The 20,186-nt window shown below is 64.0% G+C and carries 16 protein-coding genes; 10 read left to right on the forward strand and 6 right to left on the reverse strand.

Annotated features, from left to right (window positions below; genetic code table 11):
• The first annotated feature begins 9 nt into the window (after positions 1-9).
• The 4 genes from NKJ90_RS11800 (at position 10) to NKJ90_RS11815 (ending at position 7,509) form a co-directional block, all read left to right on the forward strand.
• On the forward strand, positions 10-3,762 hold the full coding sequence (locus NKJ90_RS11800; RefSeq protein ID WP_352486115.1) for a DUF7929 domain-containing protein: 3,753 nt from the start codon (positions 10-12) through the stop codon (positions 3,760-3,762).
• Positions 3,763-3,982: 220 nt separating this feature from the next.
• The gene (gene rpe / locus NKJ90_RS11805) at positions 3,983-4,660 is read left to right on the forward strand and encodes a ribulose-phosphate 3-epimerase (RefSeq protein WP_023762467.1); all 678 of its coding nucleotides are present in this window, start codon (positions 3,983-3,985) and stop codon (positions 4,658-4,660) included.
• A gap of 403 nt (positions 4,661-5,063) precedes the next feature.
• Entirely contained in the window at positions 5,064-5,810 is a 747-nt protein-coding gene (locus NKJ90_RS11810) for a GntR family transcriptional regulator (protein ID WP_352486116.1), read from the forward strand.
• Positions 5,811-5,994: 184 nt separating this feature from the next.
• Positions 5,995-7,509, forward strand: a complete 1,515-nt coding sequence (locus NKJ90_RS11815) for a malonate--CoA ligase (RefSeq protein WP_031261207.1) — start codon at positions 5,995-5,997, stop codon at positions 7,507-7,509.
• A 24-nt stretch (positions 7,510-7,533) separates the two neighbouring features.
• On the opposite strand, the gene nagA is transcribed toward NKJ90_RS11815, so the two are convergent.
• Genes nagA through NKJ90_RS11835 form a run of 4 tightly spaced genes read right to left on the reverse strand, consistent with a single transcriptional unit; the run spans position 7,534 to position 11,412 of the window.
• Positions 7,534-8,706: an N-acetylglucosamine-6-phosphate deacetylase gene (gene nagA, locus NKJ90_RS11820; protein WP_023762464.1), complete on the reverse strand. Its 1,173-nt coding sequence runs from the start codon at positions 8,704-8,706 to the stop codon at positions 7,534-7,536.
• The gene (locus NKJ90_RS11825; protein WP_023762463.1) at positions 8,703-9,755 is read right to left on the reverse strand and encodes an SIS domain-containing protein; all 1,053 of its coding nucleotides are present in this window, start codon (positions 9,753-9,755) and stop codon (positions 8,703-8,705) included. The genes nagA and NKJ90_RS11825 overlap by 4 nt, the downstream gene beginning before the upstream one ends.
• The gene (locus NKJ90_RS11830) at positions 9,752-10,534 is read right to left on the reverse strand and encodes a GntR family transcriptional regulator (RefSeq protein WP_023762462.1); all 783 of its coding nucleotides are present in this window, start codon (positions 10,532-10,534) and stop codon (positions 9,752-9,754) included. The genes NKJ90_RS11825 and NKJ90_RS11830 overlap by 4 nt, the downstream gene beginning before the upstream one ends.
• Positions 10,531-11,412, reverse strand: coding sequence for a glucosamine kinase nucleotide-binding domain-containing protein (locus NKJ90_RS11835; RefSeq protein ID WP_023762461.1), 882 nt, complete (start codon positions 11,410-11,412; stop codon positions 10,531-10,533). Before NKJ90_RS11835 ends, NKJ90_RS11830 begins: the two co-directional genes overlap by 4 nt.
• Positions 11,413-11,610: 198 nt before the next feature.
• Here NKJ90_RS11835 and NKJ90_RS11840 point away from each other — a divergent pair, with 198 nt between their 5' ends.
• From NKJ90_RS11840 to NKJ90_RS11865, 6 genes are all read left to right on the forward strand, one after another.
• The gene (locus NKJ90_RS11840; protein WP_023762460.1) at positions 11,611-12,570 is read left to right on the forward strand and encodes an N-acetylmuramic acid 6-phosphate etherase; all 960 of its coding nucleotides are present in this window, start codon (positions 11,611-11,613) and stop codon (positions 12,568-12,570) included.
• Positions 12,571-12,572: 2 nt separating this feature from the next.
• Positions 12,573-13,832 (forward strand): ABC transporter substrate-binding protein, encoded by a 1,260-nt coding sequence (locus NKJ90_RS11845; protein WP_023762459.1) that lies wholly within the window; start codon positions 12,573-12,575, stop codon positions 13,830-13,832.
• A 241-nt stretch (positions 13,833-14,073) separates the two neighbouring features.
• Entirely contained in the window at positions 14,074-15,003 is a 930-nt protein-coding gene (locus tag NKJ90_RS11850; protein ID WP_023762458.1) for a carbohydrate ABC transporter permease, read from the forward strand.
• A 227-nt stretch (positions 15,004-15,230) separates the two neighbouring features.
• Positions 15,231-16,070 (forward strand): carbohydrate ABC transporter permease, encoded by an 840-nt coding sequence (locus NKJ90_RS11855; protein ID WP_352486117.1) that lies wholly within the window; start codon positions 15,231-15,233, stop codon positions 16,068-16,070.
• A complete protein-coding gene (locus tag NKJ90_RS11860; RefSeq protein ID WP_023761320.1) occupies positions 16,067-17,146 on the forward strand; it encodes a Gfo/Idh/MocA family protein in 1,080 nt (359 codons plus the stop codon). Before NKJ90_RS11855 ends, NKJ90_RS11860 begins: the two co-directional genes overlap by 4 nt.
• 58 nt (positions 17,147-17,204) lie before the next feature.
• Positions 17,205-18,203 carry an ABC transporter ATP-binding protein gene (locus tag NKJ90_RS11865; RefSeq protein ID WP_023761321.1) on the forward strand — a complete coding sequence of 333 codons (999 nt, stop codon included), beginning with the start codon at positions 17,205-17,207 and terminating at the stop codon, positions 18,201-18,203.
• 148 nt (positions 18,204-18,351) lie between these two features.
• Here NKJ90_RS11865 and NKJ90_RS11870 read toward each other — a convergent pair whose 3' ends face one another.
• Together NKJ90_RS11870 and NKJ90_RS11875 are read right to left on the reverse strand one after the other, a co-directional pair.
• Complete coding sequence (locus NKJ90_RS11870; protein WP_023761322.1) at positions 18,352-19,197, reverse strand: fumarylacetoacetate hydrolase family protein; 846 nt, start codon at positions 19,195-19,197, stop codon at positions 18,352-18,354.
• Between the two features lie 148 nt (positions 19,198-19,345).
• Positions 19,346-20,077 carry an SDR family oxidoreductase gene (locus NKJ90_RS11875; protein WP_023761323.1) on the reverse strand — a complete coding sequence of 244 codons (732 nt, stop codon included), beginning with the start codon at positions 20,075-20,077 and terminating at the stop codon, positions 19,346-19,348.
• Positions 20,078-20,186 lie beyond the last annotated feature (109 nt).

The following is a 20,186-nucleotide window of genomic DNA, read 5'->3' on the forward strand; positions in this document are numbered from 1 at the left end:
GAGGGGAAGATGAAAAATCTCGCACTCTCCCCGTTCGCCCAGAGCAGCCAATTAACCGGCACTCAAACAACCGTCATGGAGACGATCATGAAACCCCTGTCATACGCCAGGCGCGGCGCGCACTGGCTGATGGCGGCCGGTATCGCGGTCGCCATGCTGGCCCCGGTGCAAGGCTTTGCGGAAGACGCCGCCCCGATCACCCCGGAGCTGAAGCTCGATCTCGACAGTTCGCGCGTCATCAATCCGAGGCCCGACCGGGTCGTACCCTTCTTCACCAAGAAAGGCACTCAACGAGGCTGCGACTATGTCGTCTATTCGCTGAGCTTCGGCCTGCGCGGCGATCCGCAGGGCCTTGCCGACCCGAGCCTGGAAGCCAGGCTGAAGAAGGTCCGGGTCGATTTCAAGGACCAGCTTCCGCACGGCCTTGAGATCGTCAACGTCGATGTGTCCGGCGACGGCACGGATTCGTCCGGCGGACCGCTGCCGGGGGCGACGATCAGCACGTCGGCAAATCCGAACGATACGGCTGTTGTTTCCGATTTCCGCATCTCTACTTCCGATCTCGACGGCATCGGGGCTCCCAATGAGCGCATCATCAACTTCAAGATCACGGCCAAGATCAATCATGCGGCATTTCCCGCGCCGACGATCGTCGACAACCAGGGCATGATCAAGTTGACCGCCGGACCAGGCACCGGGACCATCATCCCGTCGCAGGATCCGGGCAAGCCCGACGACGGCGACTTCAAGACCGGCGAAAAGACCTCGATCAAGATCGATGTCAGCAAGTGCAATCCGCCACCACCGCCTCCCGGCAAGGAATGCTTCAAGGTGGAGCGCGGCACGGTCGACTGCGTGCCCGGCGGCGGCGCCTTCATCTACCACATGGCGGTCGGCCCGGAGATGGGCGGCAAATGGGTGCAGGTGTCGACGACAACGCCCGGCATCACCATCATCCCCGACACGCAGCTGGTGCCGGCGGGCGGCGGTGTGCTCAACTGGAAGATCGTCGGCGCATCGCCTGGCGACGCCATCCACCTCGTCGTCACCGGCATCGAAACCTATGCCGGTCCGAAGGAAGGGTGGGGCCTGTGCTGCACGCAGACGATCGACATCGTCATCCCGCGTGACCAGAGATGCCCGCCCAAGGACAAGGAACCGGATCTCAAGGTCGAGAAACGCGCCGACGTGTCGCGTTGCACGATGGGCGGCGGCTGCGACTTCACCATCAGGGTCACCAATGTCGGCACCGGTGCCTACCACGGCAAGATCGTGCTCGACGAGGTGACGCTGCCGGCCGGCTCGACGCTCGATTCAGGCCCCAATCCGCCCTGGGTCTGCGTGCCCGGCGCCACCCCGATAACGTGCACCTATCCGGTGACCACGCTCAATCCGGGAGCCTCGGTCGACCTCAAGCTCGGCTTCAAGCCGGCCGGGGGCTGGCAAGGCGGTGCCTTGCGCAACTGCGCCACCTATAATTATGGGGCCAGCGGCAAGCCGCTTTTCGGCAGCCAGTCGAACGATCGCGGCTGTGCCTCGATCCCGATCTGCCGGCGTGGCGATCGTGACCGCGACTGCCGGCCGCCGGTCGAAAAGAAGGTCGACCTGATCCTGAAGAAGCGCGCTCGCATCCCGGTCTGCACGGCCGACGGCATCTGCTACTTCGTGATCGACATCATCAACAACGGCACATCGACCTATAACGGGCCGCTGACGGTGATCGACAGCTATCCGGCCGGTGCACCGTCCTCCTCGACCTTCGGCCCGAGCCCACCCTGGACATGCGGACCAAATGGCCCCGGCCAGTTCCGCTGCGACAATGCCGGCATCTCGCTGCCTCCGGGCGCCTCGACACCGATCGTCGTCAAGGCGGTCATGCCGGCCGGCTACCGGTCGGACACTGTCGAGAACTGCGCGTTGGTGAAGGCCATCCCCGGTGAGGTCGACCTCACCAACAACAAGGCTTGCGCCAAGGAGCGCTTCCGTCATCCCAATGGCGGCAAGCCGGCCCTGCGCATCACCAAGGTGTGCAACGCCTCGCTCGCCGGTGCCGCGGTCGTCTCTTGCCGCATCACTGTCATCAGCCTTGGCACCGCTGCCCCCACCGGCCCGGTGCGGGTCAACGATGCCGCCACGCTGGTGGCTGGCGGCGCGCCCGTCCAGATCCAGTCCGTCACTCCTGACGGCGCGGAATGGGCGTGCGGACCGGTTCCGGCCAATGCGCTGTCGTGCCAGATCCCCGGTGCCGTGATGACACCTGGAACCAGCCGCCACTTCGACGTGACGGTTTCGGCGAACGGCGCGTTCGAGAACTGCGCGCGCGGCTCGTATGGTCCGGCGCCGGGCGACGACATCGTCTATCCGATCGGCCAGGCCTGCGCCAAGGGCGGCGGCTCTTCGACCATCCGCGTCGAAAAGACCGGCGACCGCGAATGCAAGCTCGGCCAACCCTGCTCGTTCGAGATCACCATCACGAACGACGGCACAAGCCCCTTCTCCGGGCCGGTCCGCATCGGTGATGCGATCGGCGTGGAGGGTCTCGGCAGGCTGGAAGGGGTTGAGATCACTTCGATCGATCCGCCTTTCGGCTGCTCGCCGGAACCGACAAGCTTGCCGCTGTCTTGCATTGCCAACCTGACGCTCGGCGCAGGCGAAAGCCAAATGCACCATGTCACCGTGGTCATTCCCGACGACGGCCGCCTGGCCAATCTGCAGGGCAACGTCAGCGGCCAGAACTGCGTTGGCGTCCTGTCTCCCGACACACGGGTGCAGGGCGGTGGCGACGTGCTTTCCGGCGATCAGCCCAACATCCAGGGCGATCGCGGCAAAGCCTATGCCTGCCATTCCTTCTCCATCAGTCACGAGACGAAGAAGGAATGCTCGGCAGGCTTCGTCCTGAACGGCGCCGGCCGGTGCGTCTGCCCGCCCGGTACGACGTTCCGCAACGGCCAGTGTTCGCCGGGTGGCGGTATCGTGCCGAAGCCGGAGCCGAAGCGCTGCGTGCTGCTCGAAGGCCAGATCCGCACCGAGGACGGACGCTGCGTCTGTCCACGCGGAACCGGGCTTGAGAACGGCAAATGCGTCAGGACCGACAAGCCCGAGCAGTGCATGATCCGTGGCCAGGTCCACAATGCCGATGGCGATTGCGTCTGCCCCAAGGGTACGGAAGTCAGGGACAGCACCTGCCGTCCGATCCGGCCAAAGCCTGAGCAGTGCACGATCCGTGGCCAGGTCCACAATGCCGATGGCGATTGCGTCTGCCCCAAGGGTACGGAAGTCAGGGACAACGCCTGCCGTCCGATCCGGCCCAAGCCCGAGCAGTGCACGATCCGTGGCCAGGTCCACGACGCCAACGGCGATTGCGTCTGCCCGAGGGGTACCAAAGTGCAGGGCAATGCCTGCCGGCGCAAGCAGCCTGATCTGCAGCAGTGCGATATACGCGGCCAGGTCCACAACAAGCGCGGCGAGTGTGTCTGTCCGCGTGGAACCGAAGTGATCAACGGTGCGTGCCGCAAGCCTAACCAGGAGGTGGAATGCGCACCGGGCTCGCAGATGATCGATGGCCAGTGCCAGCCGATCATCAGGCGGCACTGCCCGGACGGCACGATCGGGCGGTATCCGAACTGCCGCCCGGTCCGCGGGCAACCGTCGCTGGAGCTCAACCCGGGCCTGCTGCTGCAGCTACTGCCAAGGCGCATGCCACAGGCCGAACAGCAGCAGGATCCGGCTCCAAACAGAATGCTGAAACTCCAGCCGCAATAACCGGCTGCTCGACGCCAGACCAGAACCCGCCGGAGCAATCCGGCGGGTTTTTCGTCAATGCTCGGGGCAAGCGTAAATTGGCTGCAACACGATCGGAGACGTCGCAACGCCACGCCAGCCCGTGCAGCGACCGCGCCTGCGCACTCGACAAGTCACCCGTGGCGCATTAGGCAGTCGATAGAGTGGCCGGACGAAAAGGGCGCTCGGAAAGGCGGCACCTGTGAGCAAAAAGACCCTGATCGCACCTTCGGTGCTGGCGTCGGATTTTTCCAAACTCGGTGATGAGGTCGAAGCGGTGGTGGCGGCCGGCGCCGACTGGATTCATCTCGATGTGATGGACGGGCATTTCGTCCCCAACATCACCTTTGGCCCGCCGGTGATCAAGGCGATCCGCGACCGCACCAAGGCCTTCTTCGACTGCCATCTGATGATTGCCCCGGCTGACCCCTACCTGGCTGCTTTTGCCGAGGCAGGCTGCGACGGCTTGACGGTGCATGCCGAGGCCGGACCACATCTCGACCGCTCGCTGCAGACCATCAGGAACCTTGGCAAGAAGGCTGGTGTGTCGCTCAATCCGGCGACGCCGGAAAGCGCCGTCGAATACGTGCTCGACCGGCTCGACCTGATCCTCGTCATGACCGTCAATCCGGGCTTCGGCGGCCAGGCCTTCATTCCGGCAATCGTCGACAAGGTGAAGCGGATCAAGGCGCTGATCGGCAGCCGCCCGATCCGCATCGAGATCGACGGCGGCGTTTCGGCCGAAACCGCGCCGCTGGTCACCGCCGCCGGCGCCGACGTTCTGGTGGCGGGCGCCGCCATCTTCAAGGGCGGCAGTGTCGAAGCCTACCGTCAGAACATCCAGGCGATCAGGACGGCAGCCGACAACGCAGCCGGCTAATTCGCGACGTATCCGTCTCCGATCAATCCGATATGCCGGCCAAGGGCCCGGTGCCGGGCGCCGGCTTGTGAGCGATGGTGCCGCGGCATCGGATCTGGAAGCGGAGGCGGTCTGATTCGGTGTTCGCCGCCAAACAGAACAGTTGGTCCCACGCACATACAAAAGAACAGGACGAACAGATTCTCCTGCGTGCATAGAAAACATGTCAAGTTTCCGCAGGTTGTAGGGATGCGCGAAATTACAGCATCGAGCTCTGGAAAGCCGTATATTCCTTTGTGCTTAAGTACAATAGCGTGGCCTTCTGCTTGAGCGCACAACAGCAGGTACTGTATGGTACATGTACGAAAGGGGAATGCTTTCGGACTCGAATTGCCCAAAACAAAATTGGGAACAAGGAGTCGCTTTGACATACGGAGCTGCCAATCTGAACGACGACGCTGCAGGACCCAAGAGCACCCTTGCCAGCGCGGTCTACCAGCAATTGCGCGACGACCTTCTCGGGGGTGTTCTTGAAGCCGAGAGCAAGCTGCGGGTCGAGTGGGTGGTCTCCAAATATGGGGCTGGCGCCTCTCCTGTCCGCGAAGCCCTCAATCGCCTTGCTTCGGAAGGGCTTCTCGGCCGCCACGACCAGCGCGGCTTCTTCATCATGCCGATTAGCGCGTCGGAGCTCGAGGAGCTGACGCGCACCCGCTGCTGGCTCGAGGAGCGGGCGCTTCGCGAATCCATCGCCCACAGAACCGCCGAATGGGAAGAACAGCTCGTCCTGGCGCTGCATCGCCTGGGCCGCGCGTCACGTTTTTCGCCGCAGAATCCCGTCTCGCTCGATCCGGATTGGGAGCGGCTGCACCGCATCTTCCATAGGGTGCTGATCTCGGCCTGCCGATCGCAATGGCTGGTGGGGTTCTGCGATCAACTTTCCGATCATGCCTATCGCTATCGGCAAATGGTTCATGACGGCGAAGGTGTCCAGCGCGACCTTTTCGGCGAGCATCGCCTGATCGCCGAATGCGCGCTGGATGGCAATGCCGACGGCGCCGTCGAGGCACTGATCAACCACTACCAACTGACCGCCGCCATGTGCATGAAACGCTTCGAGCAGGACGAAGCTGCAAAGGCGATCGCCGGCAAGCCCGCACACGCCCGGCTATAGCGGTCGTTTTTCCCGCGGGTCCTTACGCCCATTGTTGCCATCCAGCGGCATTGGCACGGCCGGCGCGAACCCCTGTCCGCGGCCTTGACGGCGGAGCCAAGAACCGCGAACTCTTCGCCGCCAAGGCATGCCGTTCCAAGCGCGTGTGCAAGGCCCGCCGTTCCGCCGCCCCAGGGAAGCCTTCATGAGCAATCATCTGTTCGATGCGTTCCGGTCCCGGATGCCGGCGCCTGGGCGCCTGCTGATGGAAATCGATGACGGCCGCTCGCTCAGCTATGGCTATATGCTGGAGCGCTCGGCCCAGCTCGCGCATGCGCTCTTGCAGTTGGATGTCGAACCGGGCGACCGGGTCGCCGTTCAGGTCGAGAAGAGCCCCGAAGCGGTTCTGCTCTATCTCGCCTGCCTGCGTGCCGGCGCCGTCTTCCTGCCACTCAATACCGCCTACACGTTGACTGAGCTGGAGTATTTCTTCAGCGATGCCGAGCCACGGCTGGTCGTCTGCGATCCGGCGAGGGCATCCGACATCGCAGCCTTGGCGGAAAAAACAGGCGCTGCCACCCTCACGCTCGGCCGCGATGGCCAGGGAACGCTCACCGATCAGGCCTCGCGGCTGCCGATGGATTTTCATGACGTGGCTCGCGGGCCGGACGATCTCGCGGCGATCCTCTACACGTCGGGAACGACCGGCCGCTCGAAAGGCGCCATGCTCAGCCACGAGAACCTCGCCTCAAACGCGCGCGTGCTGGTCGAGCACTGGCGCTTCACCGGAGAAGACGTGCTGATTCACGCGTTGCCAATCTTCCACACGCATGGCCTGTTCGTCGCCACCAATGTCATCCTGATGTCCGGCGCTTCGATGCTGTTCGAGCAGAAGTTCGATCCGGCCCGCATCATCTCGCTGCTGCCGCGCGCCACGGTCCTGATGGGCGTGCCGACCTTCTATGTGCGCCTGCTGCAGCAGGATGGGCTGGACCGCGAGGCGGCGAAAAACATCCGTGTTTTCATCTCCGGGTCGGCGCCGCTGCTGGCGGAGACGCACAGGGCCTGGCGCGAGCGCACCGGCCACGCGATCCTCGAGCGCTACGGCATGACCGAGACCAACATGAACACATCGAACCCTTATCAGGGCGAACGGCGCGCCGGCACGGTCGGTTTCCCCTTGCCCGGCGTTACGCTTCGCATCGCCGATCCCGACAGCGGCGCAGCACTTGCGCAAGGCGAGGTGGGCATGATCGAGGTGAAGGGCCCGAATGTCTTCGGCGGCTATTGGCGCATGCCGGAGAAGACCAAAGCGGAATTCCGCGCCGACGGCTTCTTCATCACTGGCGATCTCGGCCTCATCGATGCCGACGGCTACGTCCATATCGTCGGCCGCGGCAAGGACCTGGTTATTTCCGGCGGCTACAACATTTATCCGAAGGAACTCGAAAGCGAGATCGACGCGCTTGACGGGGTCAGCGAAAGCGCCGTCATCGGCGTTGCCCATCCGGATTTCGGCGAGGGCGTCACCGCTGTCGTCGTGCGGGCGCCGGCATCGCGGATCACCGGAGCTGAAATTCTCGGCGCCATCGGCGAACGCGTGGCGAAATACAAGCTCCCCAAGCGGGTCATCTTCGTCGACGAACTGCCGCGCAACACCATGGGCAAGGTGCAGAAGAATCTTTTGCGCGAGACATATAAGGATCTCTACACAGCCTGAAATTGGAGCTGCGCGGCCGGTAGGTCAGCCTGGGGCGCCAACCCCAAAAACCTTGTCGCCACCAATCCAGACCCCCTTCATGTCGAGATCGTCCGACAGCGAAACGATATCCGCCGCCGTGCCGTTGGCGAAGCGGCCGAGCCGGTGCGACTGGCCGATCGCCTGCGCCGGATAAAGCGAGGCCATGCGCAAGGCTTCCGACAGGTCCAGCCCGACAACCCGGTGGACGTAGCGAACGGCCGAGATCATGTCGAGATCGGCACCCGCCAGCGTTCCGTCGGCAAGCCGCAGGCTGCCATCCCTGCGGTAGATGGTACGGCCGTTGAGTGTGAACGAGGTCATGTCGGTGCCAATCGTCGCCATGGCGTCGCTGACCAGCACGATCCTGCCGGGACCTTGCTTTGCACGCAGCGCGATCTTGATGGTGGCGGGATCGACATGGATGCCGTCGGCGATGAGACCGGCCGACAATGTGCCGATGTCTATGGCCGCGCCCGCCAGCCCGGGCTCGCGGTTGCCGATCTGGCTCATAGCGTTGAACAGATGGGTGACCATCGAGGCGCCGGCCTTGGCAAAGGTGCTGGCCACCGCGTAGCCGGTGTCGGAATGGCCAAGGCTGACGATGATTCCAGCCTTGGCGAGCGCCGAGACGCGCGCCGGTTCGACGGATTCGGGTGCTATGGTGGTGAGCAGCACCGGCAGCTTTTGCCGCGCCGCGATCAGCCTTGCCTGGTCGGCATCCGTCATCGGCCGGATCAGCGCCGGATCATGCGCACCTTTGCGGGCGATCGACAGATGCGGCCCTTCGAGATGCAGGCCGAGAAAACCCCGAACCTTCTGCAGCGCCGTTGCCTCGCCGGCGGCAATCGCGGCGGCAGTGATATCGGGTGTATCGGTGATCAACGTCGGCAGCAGCGCCGTCGTGCCGAACGGCGCATGTGCCTTGCAGATGGTTTCGAGCGACGCGACATCGGGATGGTCGTTGAGCATGACGCCGCCGCCGCCATTGACCTGCACATCGACGAAACCCGGCGCCAGCACGCCACCGCCGGTCGCGACGACGCGGACATCCGCGGCAATGGCGCCCGTGGGCAGGATGGCCTCGACCAACCCGTCGCGCACGAGCAGCGCGTGGCCGTCATGCCAATCGTCGCCGTCGAAAATCCGGGCACCGGTCAGGGCAAAGCGATCGCTCATACTGTCTCCGTCACCTTGCGAAGATTGCGCGGCGTGTCCGGGTCGAGGCCGCGATGGCGGGCAAGGGCCTCGACGAACATGTAGAAGGAAACGATCAGCGTCAGCGGGTCGGTCAGGGGATTGCCGGTGGCGACATGCGGCAGGCGCACGGCACGCTGGGCAAGCGCAGAGGTGACGAATACCGGGGCACCCTTGGCCGCCAGGCCGTCGGCAGCCTCGGCGACGGACGGTTCGGACGCATCGCGCGCGGCCAGCGCCAGCACCGGAAAATCGGGGCCGATCAGCGCCAGCGGGCCATGCATGACTTCGGCGGCGCTATAGGCCTCGGCATGCATGCCGCAGGTCTCCTTGAATTTCAGTGCCGCCTCGTTGGCCATCGCCGCCGATGGTCCGCGGCCGAGGATGAACAGCGATTTCTGCTTCTCGATGGTTTCGGCGAGCACGCTCATCCAGTCGCAGGTGATGGCTTTGCGGAAATGCTCCGGCAAGCGGGCAAGCGCTGCCAGCAGCGCATCGTCGCCGGTGGCATGCGCCATCAAAGCGAGACCGGCCACAGCGGAATTGATGAAGGTCTTGGTGGCCGCCACGCTTCGCTCGGGGCCGGCCAGGATATCGATGGCGTAATCCGAAGCACGCGCCAGCGGCGAATCGGCGGTGTTGGTGATGGCGATGGTCAGCGCGCCGCCGGCCCGCGCGGTTTCGGCCATGGCCACGATGTCGGGGCTCTTGCCCGACTGCGAGATCGCCAGGCAGGCCGAGCCGGCAAGCCTGAGCTTGCGCCCATAGATCGAGGCGACGGATGGTCCGACCGATGCGACGGCGAGGCCCGCGGTCAACTCGACGGCATATTTCATGAAGGTGGCGGCATGGTCGGACGAGCCGCGCGCCACCGTGACGACAAACTGCGGGTCGCGTTCGCGGATGCCGCGCCCGGCCTCGGTCAGTACCGCGCCGGAGCCATCGAGCAGGCGGGCGACGGCTTGCGGGATCTCCTCGATCTCGCGCCGCATATAGGTCGGCTTCGTCGACTTGGTTGGCTTTGTACTCATGATCGGCCCTCTTCACTCGGCCCCGTCAGCCGCAGCTCGGCGACGAAATCATAGGCGTCGCCCCTATAGATAGAGCGGGTGAATTCGATCACCTTGCCGCTCGCCAGATAGGAAATGCGCTCGATGTGCAGGCCGGCGATGCCTGGCGGCACTTCGAGCAGGCGTGCGTCGCTGTCGCCGAGATTGGCGGCGGAGATGCGCTGCACCGCCCGCACCGGCCGGTTGCCGGTCAACTCCAGCGCCGCATAGAGCGAGGAGCCAATATCGGCCGGATCGGGCAGCACGCTGGCCGACAGCGAGGCGCGTTCGATCGCCAGCGGCGTGTCATTGGCAATGCGCAGGCGCGCCACCCGCGCCACCAGTTCGTTCGACGACAGGCCGAGCACCATCATCTCGTCGGGCGAGGGCGCGTAAAGACCGCGGTCGAGCCAGGCCGAACGCACCGCCATGCCGCGCCGCGCCATGTCCTCTGTAAACGAGGTCAGGCGCGACAGCGACTGCTCGACGCGCTCCATGCGCGGCGCGACGAACGTGCCGGAACCATGGCGCTGGACCAGGATGCCGCCCTTGACCAGGTCCTGCACCGCCTTGCGCACGGTGACGCGCGAAATGTCGGCCTTGGTGGCGATGTCGCGCTCGGACGGCAGCGCGTCGCCCGGCCCGATCAGGCCGCGATTGACCGCATCCTCGATGCTCTTGCGAAGCTGCAGGTAGAGCGGCGCGCCGCTCTGCGCCTGATGTTTCAGCATGGCGAATATCTGGTCGGCGGCCTCGCTCATCGGGCCGCCTCCGCTGGCCTGGCGAACAGACGACCTGCCATCTGCACCGCGCCGCCCAGCGCGTCGTCGAGCGGCGGCTTCAGCAGCGCGCGGTAGCGGGCCGACAGGCGCGGCGCGTAGAGCGGAGCCAGCCCGCCAAGCAGGCACAGCGGCGCGTCGTCCGAAAGATCGAGCGCGCCGAGCGAGGCCTCGACATCGGCGACCGCCCTGTCGAGGATCCAGTTGGCGATGCTGTCGCCCTTCGCGGCATGCTCGAACACCTTGGGTGCGAAGCCGCCGAAATCGCCGGGCTTGGCATTGGTGGTGAATTCGACGACGTCCTCCGGATTGTTGCGGAAAACGGCCAGCATGCTCTGCGTCAACGGCGAACCCTCGCGAACGCCATCATAAGCAAGCAGCGTCTGCTCGAGCAGATCGCGGCCGATGCGGGCGCCGCTGCCCTGGTCGCCGACCTGGAAACCCCAGCCGCCGATGGCGCGCGACTTGCCGTTCTTGCGCGCCATATAGGCGGTGCCGGTGCCGAGGATCGCCATGGCGCCGTCACCGGAGCCGACAGCGCCTTCGAGCGCGATCTCGGCGTCGGTCTCGACGCGGCTGATGCTGAACGGCAGGATCGATTCGAGCTGCTGCCGGTAGGTGCCGACATTGGCGCCGGCCAGGCCAAGAATTGCCGGTGTCTGCGGGATCAGGTCCGGGTCCTGCCCGGCGTCGATGAACGCCTGCCGCGCCGCTTCGACGATGTTCGACCGGGCGCCGGTCAGATCGGTGCGGATGTTGGCAGCGCCGCTTTTGGCGCGGCCAATGACGGCACCGTCCGCTGTCGCCAGGGCTGCCCGGCAGCTGGTGCCGCCGCCATCGATTCCGAGCACGAAATTCACACGATTTCTCCTCCCGGCGGATAATACCAATAAAATACCAATAGCCAAGTGTTAATTTCCGAATCAAAAAGATTAAGCCGTATTTTATTGAAAAACCACGGTATTCCGTCTCTTCACCGATTTCCGACCCACGAGTTCGTTAATGCGTGTGGACAAGTGGTATTTTTTTGGTATTGTTCTGGTATTGGAGGAACTGGGATGGCCGAAACGCGCACCGAAGCGCTTCACAAAAATGCCGAGGGGCTGGATATCCAGGCTCCGGACGCCATCCTTTCCTATTTGGCCGATGCGCAGATTGAAGCCGCGAAAGTGGTGCGCCATGCCATTCCTTCCATTGCCAGGGCAGCCGAAATCGTTGCCGGCAGGCTGAACGGCGGCGGCAAGCTTGCCTATGCGGCGGCCGGCAGTTCGGGCCTGATGGCGCTGGCCGACGCGTTGGAGCTGCCAGGCACCTTCGGCATTCACCGCGACCGCATCGCCATCCTGATCGCCGGCGGCGACGAGGCCTTCCGGACGCTGGCCGGCGGACCGGAAGACGACACCGAGGAGGCTGCGGCAGCGGTCGCCAAGGCCGGCATCGGCGAGGGCGACTGCCTGATCGCCATCTCCGCCAGCGGCACCACACCTTATGCAGTGCGGGCCATCGAGGACGCCCGGCTGCGGGGCGCGGCCACAATCGCTATAGCCAACAACCGGGACTCGGCTCTGCTGCGACAAGCCGAAATCGCCATCCTGCTCGAAACCCCGCCGGAGCTGATCGCCGGCTCGACGCGCATGGGCGCCGGCACCGCCCAGAAGATCGCGCTCAACATGCTGTCGACGCTGACAGCGGTTCATCTCGGCCATGTCCATGATGGTTACATGGTCAATTTGATGGCCGACAACATCAAGCTGCGCGACCGCGCGGCACGCATCGTCGCCGCCGTCAGCGGACGCGGCACGGACGAAGCGGCCCGTCTGCTCGAGAAGAGCGGCGGCGCGGTCAAGACCGCCATTCTGCTTGCCGCCGGCGCCGACAGCGCCGACGCGGCGCAGAAGATACTGGAAGAGGCTGGCCAGAAGCTGCGGCCGGCCCTTTCTGCTATAGAGGGGAGCAAGGGGTCAAAAGCCTCTGTTCTCATCAAAACCGAACCTGAAAAAGGTCAACAGGGAGACTGAGCATGACAAGGAAACTACTGACGGCACTGCTTCTGGGCACCAGCATTCTCGGCTCGGCCGGGGTCGCTTATGCCGGCGACGTAACGCTCAACATCGAAAGCTGGCGCGGCGACGACCTTGCCATCTGGAAGGACAAGCTGATCCCGGCTTTCGAAGCCAAGAACCCGGGCATCAAAGTGGTGTTCGCACCGTCGGCGCCGACCGAATATGACGCCGCACTCGGCGCCAAGCTCGCCGCCGGCTCGGCGGGCGACCTGATCACCTGCCGCCCGTTCGACAAGTCGCTTGAACTGTTCAAGAAGGGCAACCTTGCCGATCTCTCGGCGCTGCCGGGCATGGAAAACTTCTCTCCTGTGGCCAAATCCGCCTGGCAGACAGACGACGGCAAGGTGAGCTTCTGCGTGCCGATGGCCTCGGTCATCCACGGCTTCATCTACAACAAGGATGCTTTCGACAAGCTCGGCATCAAGGTGCCGGAGACCCGCGCCGAGTTCTTCGCCGCGCTCGACAAGATCAAGGCCGACGGCACCTACATCCCGATGGCGATGGGCACCAAGGATCTCTGGGAAGCCGCGACCATGGGCTACCAGAACATCGGCCCCAACTACTGGAAGGGCGAGGACGGCCGCGCAGCGCTGATCAAGGGCGATCAGAAGTTGACCGACAAGGACTGGGTCGCGCCGTTTGAGGAATTGGCCAAGTGGAAGCCTTATCTCGGCGATGGGTTTGAAGCGCAGACCTACCCGGACAGCCAGAACCTTTTCACGCTCGGCCGCGCCGCCATCTACCCGGCCGGCTCGTGGGAAATCGGCCTGTTCAACACGCAGGCCCAGTTCAAGATGGGCGCCTTCCCGCCTCCGGTCGAGAAGGCCGGCGACACCTGCTACATCTCTGACCATACCGACATCGGCATGGGCCTGAACGCAGCTTCGAAGAACGCCGATGCGGCCAAGACATTCCTGTCCTGGGTCGCTTCGCCGGACTTCGCCACCATCTACGCCAACGCGCTGCCAGGCTTCTTCAGCCTGAACTCCGCTCCGGTGAAGATGGCAGACCCGCTGGCGCAGGAATTCGTCTCCTGGCGCGGCAAGTGCAAGTCGACGATCCGCTCGACCTATCAAATCCTGTCGCGCGGCACGCCGAATCTCGAAAACGAGACCTGGGTTGAATCGGCCAACGTCATCAACGGCACCGATACGCCGGAAGCCGCGGCCAAGAAGCTGCAGGCCGGTCTCGACAGCTGGTACAAGCCGGCCAAGTAAGAGCTCAGGCTGAGCGCTGCTTATCTCCCCCCTCAAGGGGGAGATGTCGCCGAAGGCGACAGAGGGGGTCGGTGGAGGCAGCCGCGACTTGATCGTTGCTTGAAAGCACGGTCAAATGTCGATGGCGCACTGCCTTGACCGACCCCACCCGCCTCGCTTCGCGAGGCACCCTCCCCTCGAGGGGAGAGAGGCGCCGCGCCTTTGGCGGCATTTGCCAACCTGATCGGCGGGGACCGAACTCATGGCCGCAGACATCAGACCGAAACGACCGTTCCGCTGGCACATCGGCATCTTCCTGGCGCCGGCGGTGCTCGTTTACACGGCGATCATGATCCTGCCGCTCGCCGGCACGCTGCAGCTGTCGCTGTTCCGCAATATCGAGCAGCACCAGGTTTTCGTCGGGCTGCAGAACTTCCGCGCCCTGTTTGGCGATCCCAACTGGTCGGTAGGTTTCTGGAACGCGCTCAGGAACAATACCTGGTTCTTCATCATCCACATGCTCGTGCAGAACCCGATCGGCGTCATGCTGGCCGCCATGCTGTCCAGCCCGAGACTGAGATTCGCGGCCTTCTACCGCACGGCGATCTTCGTGCCGACCATTCTGTCCTTCGTTATCGTCGGCTTCGCCTGGAAGCTGATCCTGTCTCCGCTATGGGGCGTGGCGCCACATCTGATGGACCTTTTCGGCCTGAAAAGCCTGTTCACGCCTTGGCTGGGCAAGGAGCAATATGCGCTGACCGCGCTCAGCCTGATCTCGGTATGGCAGTTCGTCGGCATCCCGATGATGCTGATCTACGCCGCCCTGCTGTCGATCCCCGAAGAGGTGATCGAAGCCGCCGAATGCGACGGCATCACCGGCCTGTCGCAATTCTGGAAGATCAAGCTGCCGCTGATCCTGCCGTCGATCGGCATCATTTCGATCCTCACCTTCGTCGGCAATTTCAACGCCTTCGACCTGATCTACACCGCGCAAGGGGCGCTCGCCGGGCCGAACTATTCGACCGACATTCTCGGCACCTTCCTCTATCGCGCCTTCTTCGGCTTCCAGCTGCAGGTCGGCGACCCCAACATGGGCGCTGCGATCGCCACGATGATGTTCCTGATCATCCTCGGCGGCGTCTGCGTTTACCTCTTCCTCGTGCAGACGCGCCTGCGTCGCTACCAGTTCTGAGGGGCGGATATGTCACGGCTAAACACCCCCCTCTGGCCTGCCGGCCATCTCCCCCGCAAGGGGGGAGATCAGATGTCACTTCGGCCTTCGCCAATCTTCAGCGTTGCAAGAAGTGCGGTAAGGCCAACTCCGCCAATCTCCCCCCTTGCGGGGGAGATGCCCGGCAGGGCAGAGGGGGGTGCCTGGGCGCCGCTCTTAAAAATTGCAGCCCGTCAGGAGACGCTCAGATGAGCACCGCCACTCGTTCCATGCCCCGCACCATCGGAGCCCACGCGATCCTGCTGACCTACACGGTGATCGCGCTGTTTCCGGTGATCCTCGTCATCATGAATTCGTTTAAATCTCGCGCTGGCATCTTCGGCGCGCCGCTGACGCCGCCGACGCCCGGGACATTCGACCTGATCGGCTACACGACCGTGATCGGCCAGGGCGACTTCATCCACTATTTCCAGAACAGCCTCGTCGTCACCGTCGCCTCGTTGTTTTTCGTGCTGCTGTTCGGCGCCATGGCGGCGTTTGCGCTGTCGGAATACCGCTTTCGCGGCAATTCGCTGATGGGGCTCTATCTGGCTCTCGGCATCATGGTCCCGATCCGCCTCGGCACCGTCGCCATCCTGCAATTGATGGTGGCAAGCGGGCTGGTCAACACGCTGACGGCGCTGATCCTGGTCTACACCGCTCAAGGCCTGCCGCTCGCCATCTTCATCCTGTCGGAATTTATGAAGCAGGTCTCCGACGATTTGAAGAATGCCGGCCGCATCGACGGACTGTCCGAATACACCATCTTCTTCCGGCTGGTGCTGCCGCTGGTCAGGCCATCGATGGCAACCGTCGCCGTCTTCACCATGATCCCGATCTGGAACGATCTGTGGTTCCCGCTGATCCTGGCGCCGTCGGAAGAAACCAAGACGGTGACGCTCGGCGCTCAGCTGTTCCTCGGCCAGTTCGTCACCAACTGGAACGCCATCCTGGCCGCGCTGTCGCTGGCAATCATGCCGGTGCTGATCCTCTACGTCATCTTCTCGCGGCAGCTGATCCGCGGCATCACGTCTGGAGCCGTCAAGTGAGTTCGCAAACGCCTCTTCGCGTCCCAAATCCTCTACGGGTAATCGTCGCCGGCCTCGGCAATATGGGCCGCAGCCACGCGCTGGCCTATCACACCAATCCGGGCTTTCAGATCGCAGCACTCATCAACCGCTCCGATGTGCCGCTGCCGGACGGGCTGTCCGGCTACGGCATCAGGCGTTCCTTCGATGATGCCCTGCGTGACGAAAAGCCCGATGTCGCCTGCATCGCCACCTATTCCGACAGCCATGCCGACTATGCGGTGAGGGCGTTGGAGGCCGGCTGCCATGTCTTCGTCGAAAAGCCGCTGGCGACGACCGTGGCCGATGCCGAGCGCGTCGTCGCGGCGGCCAAGGCCAATGGCAAGAAATTGGTGATCGGCTATATCCTACGTCACCATCCCTCCTGGATCAGGCTGATCGCCGAGGCGCGGAAGCTCGGCGGCCCCTACGTCTTCCGCATGAACCTCAACCAGCAATCCTCGGGGTCCACCTGGGAGACGCACAAGCAGTTGATGCAGACGACCTCGCCGATCGTCGACTGCGGCGTCCACTATCTCGACGTCATGCTGCAGATCACCGACGCGAAGCCTGTCGAGGTGCGCGGCATGGGCGTGCGGCTGACCGAGGAGGTCGCGCCCTCCATGTACAATTACGGCCATTTGCAGGTGCTGTTCGATGATGGCTCGGTCGGCTGGTACGAGGCCGGTTGGGGTCCGATGATTTCGGAAACGGCCTTCTTCGTAAAGGACGTCATCTCTCCTAATGGCTGCGTGTCGATCGTCATGAAGGAAGGTGTGAAGTCGGACGACATCGACACCCACACCAAGACATCGACCATCCGCCTGCACAGCGCCGCGACCGGACCGGACGGCAAATTCGCTAGGCCGGACGAAATGTTGTCGATGGCAGGCGAACCCGGCCATCAGGACCTCTGCGACCTTGAACAGGCCTTCGTGCTCAAGGCGATCCGCGAGGACCTGGATCTGACCAAACATATGGACGACGCGGTCAAGTCGCTCGCCGTCTGCCTTGCCGCCGACGAGAGCGTGCGCAGCGGAAAGGCGGTGCGATTGTGACCGCAGAATTGCCGTCAGGGGTTGCATTCGCGCCCACATTCCAATCCGGAGGATCGCCGTGGGCTCGCTGAACATCGAGAACGTGAAGAAGGCCTTCGGGCCGGTCGAGGTGCTGAAGGGCATCAACCTCGAAGTGAACGATGGCGAGTTCGTCGTCTTCGTCGGTCCGTCCGGCTGCGGCAAGTCGACCTTGCTCAGGGTCATCGCCGGACTGGAGGATTCGACCTCCGGCCGCGTGGTCATCGACGGCGCGGATGTCTCCGTCACGCCGCCGGCCAAGCGCGGCATTGCCATGGTGTTCCAGACCTATGCGCTCTACCCGCATCTGACGGTGAAGAACAATATGGGCCTCGGCCTCAAGCAGGCCGGGACGCCGGCGGCCGAGATCGATCGGCGTATCGGCATCGCCTCGTCGATGCTGTCGCTGGAGCCCTATCTCGAGAGGCGGCCGGCGGAACTCTCCGGTGGTCAGCGCCAGCGCGTCGCCATCGGTCGCGCCGTGGTGCGCGAGCCGAAGCTGTTCCTGTTCGACGAGCCTCTGTCTAACCTCGATGCCGCGCTGCGCGTCAACACGCGGCTGGAGATCGCGCAGCTGCACCGCCGGTTGAAGGCGACGATGATCTACGTCACCCACGATCAGGTCGAGGCGATGACGCTGGCCGACAAGATCGTCGTGCTCAACGCGGGTCGCATCGAGCAGATCGGCGGCCCGATGGAGCTCTACAATTCGCCGGCGAATGAGTTCGTCGCGGGCTTCATAGGTTCGCCGAAGATGAACTTCGTCGACGGCGCGAGGCTCGGAGAAACCGCCAAGACCATTGGCGTGCGGCCGGAACACCTGACCGTCGATCCCAGTTCAGGCGCATGGAAGGGAACGGTCGTCCATGCCGAGCATCTCGGCGCCGACACCAATCTCTATCTCGACTGCGAGAAGGCCGGGCTGATCACGGTGCGCATTTTCGGCGTCTATGATGCAGAGCCAGGTGCGACGCTGTATGCGACGCCGGATCCTGCGAAGACCTATCGGTTTGGCGCGGATGGGAAGGTGCTGAAGTAGGCGGGCGCAGCCCCCTCACCCAGCCTCCGCTTCGCTCGGCTGACCTCTCCCCGAGGGGAGAGGAGATTGTCAGCGCCGACGCTCACCTCTTCTCCCCAGCGGGGAGAAGGTGGCCGCGAAGCGGCCGGATGAGGGGGCAGCGCAACCTCTACACGTCCGCCTTGAACGTCTGCTTCTGCTGGCCGAGCCCTTCAATACCAAGCTCCACCACATCACCAGCCTTCAAAAACACCGGCGGCTTCATGCCGAGGCCAACGCCGGGCGGCGTGCCGGTCGAGATGATGTCGCCGGGGTGCAGCGACATGAACTGGCTGAGATAGGACACCAGGTACTTGACGCCGTAGACCATGGTCCTGGTCGAGCCGTTCTGCATCGTCTTGCCGTTGACCGTCAGCCACATCTTCAGGTTCTGCGGGTCGGCGATCTCGTCCTTGGTCACCAGCCATGGGCCGGTGGGGCCGAAGGTGTCGCAGGACTTTCCCTTGGTCCACTGGCCCTGCCGCTCGGCCTGGAAGGCGCGTTCCGACACATCGTGAGCAACGCTATAGCCGGCAACGTAGTCAAGGGCGTCGGCTTCGCTGACATATTTGGCTTTTCTGCCGATGACCACGGCCAGTTCGACTTCCCAATCGGTCTTGTCTGAGCCGCGCGGGATCAGCACGTCGTCATCCGGCCCGACAATGGCCGAGCTTGCCTTCATGAAGATGATCGGTTCCGGCGGCACGGTGGCGCCGGTTTCGGCGGCATGGTCGGAATAGTTGAGGCCGATGCAAATGAATTTGCCGGTGCCGGCGACGCAGGCGCCGAGGCGCGGGCTGCCGGAAACCGCCGGCAGCGATTTCGGATCGATCTTCGCCAGATCAGCCAGCAATGCCGGGTCCAGCGCCTTGCCACTGATGTCGGCGACATGAGCGGAGAGATCGCGGATGATGCCATCCGTATCGAGCAGACCTGGGCGCTCGCTTCCCACCTCGCCATAGCGCAGCAGTTTCATCTAGATACTTCTCCTGATTGCGGCCATCGGCCGATTACAATTCGCTCCGTCGCCGCGACGACGTGGTTCCAGGGCCGACGGAACCTAGCCAGTGGATGGTGGCCCGGCAAGCGCGGAAGCAACCTGCTTTTCCGCTAGGGAGAGCACCCTAGATCGACCAGCCGCCGTCGATATTGTAGGCCTGTCCGGACGTATAGGTGGCGCCCGCCAGATAGACGGCGAGATCGGCGATTTCCTCCGGCGTGCCGAGCCGGCCCATCGGCTGGCGGGCGATAAAGGCGGCGCGGGCGGCATCGTAATCGCCTTGCGCGTGCATGCGGTCCTGCAGCGAGGGGCTCTCGACCGTGCCGGGGCAAATGGCGTTGCAGCGTATGCCCTTGCCGACATAGTCAGCGGCGATCGCCTTGGTCAGGCCGATGACGGCGGCCTTGGTGACACCATAGGCGAAGCGGTTGGGCACGCCTTTGCCGGCGCCGGCGACCGAGGACATGTTGATGATCGATCCGTCGCCGCGCTCCAGCATGCCGGGCAGCACGGCCCGCACGGTGCGGATCATGGCGCGGACATTGAGGTTGAAGGCGAAATCGAGATCGGTATCCTTCATCTCCAGGATCGAGCCGGAATGGACGAAGCCGGCGCAATTGAAGAGGACGTCGACGATGCCGATCTCGGCAAAGGCCGCGTTGACGGCCTCGTCATTGAGCACGTCCAGCTTGCGGGTCTTGATGCCGGTGGTCTTGGCGAGCTCAGCCAGCAGCGCTTCGTTGATGTCTGTGGCGTGGACCACGGCGCCTGCCTTGGCGAACGCCAGCGCGCTCGCCTTGCCGATGCCTTGCGCCGCTGCCGTGATGACAACGACCTTGCCTGCCAGATCCGCCATGCTGTTCTCCTCGTCCGCTTGGCATCGTTAGGGTCTATCGGCAGCCGGCCGGGGCGTCATGTGCCAGTCAGCCATCATCATGCGGCCTGCGCGTCATCAACTCACAGAT

This window comes from Mesorhizobium sp. M0051, assembly GCF_040323235.1.
GTDB lineage: Bacteria > Pseudomonadota > Alphaproteobacteria > Rhizobiales > Rhizobiaceae > Mesorhizobium.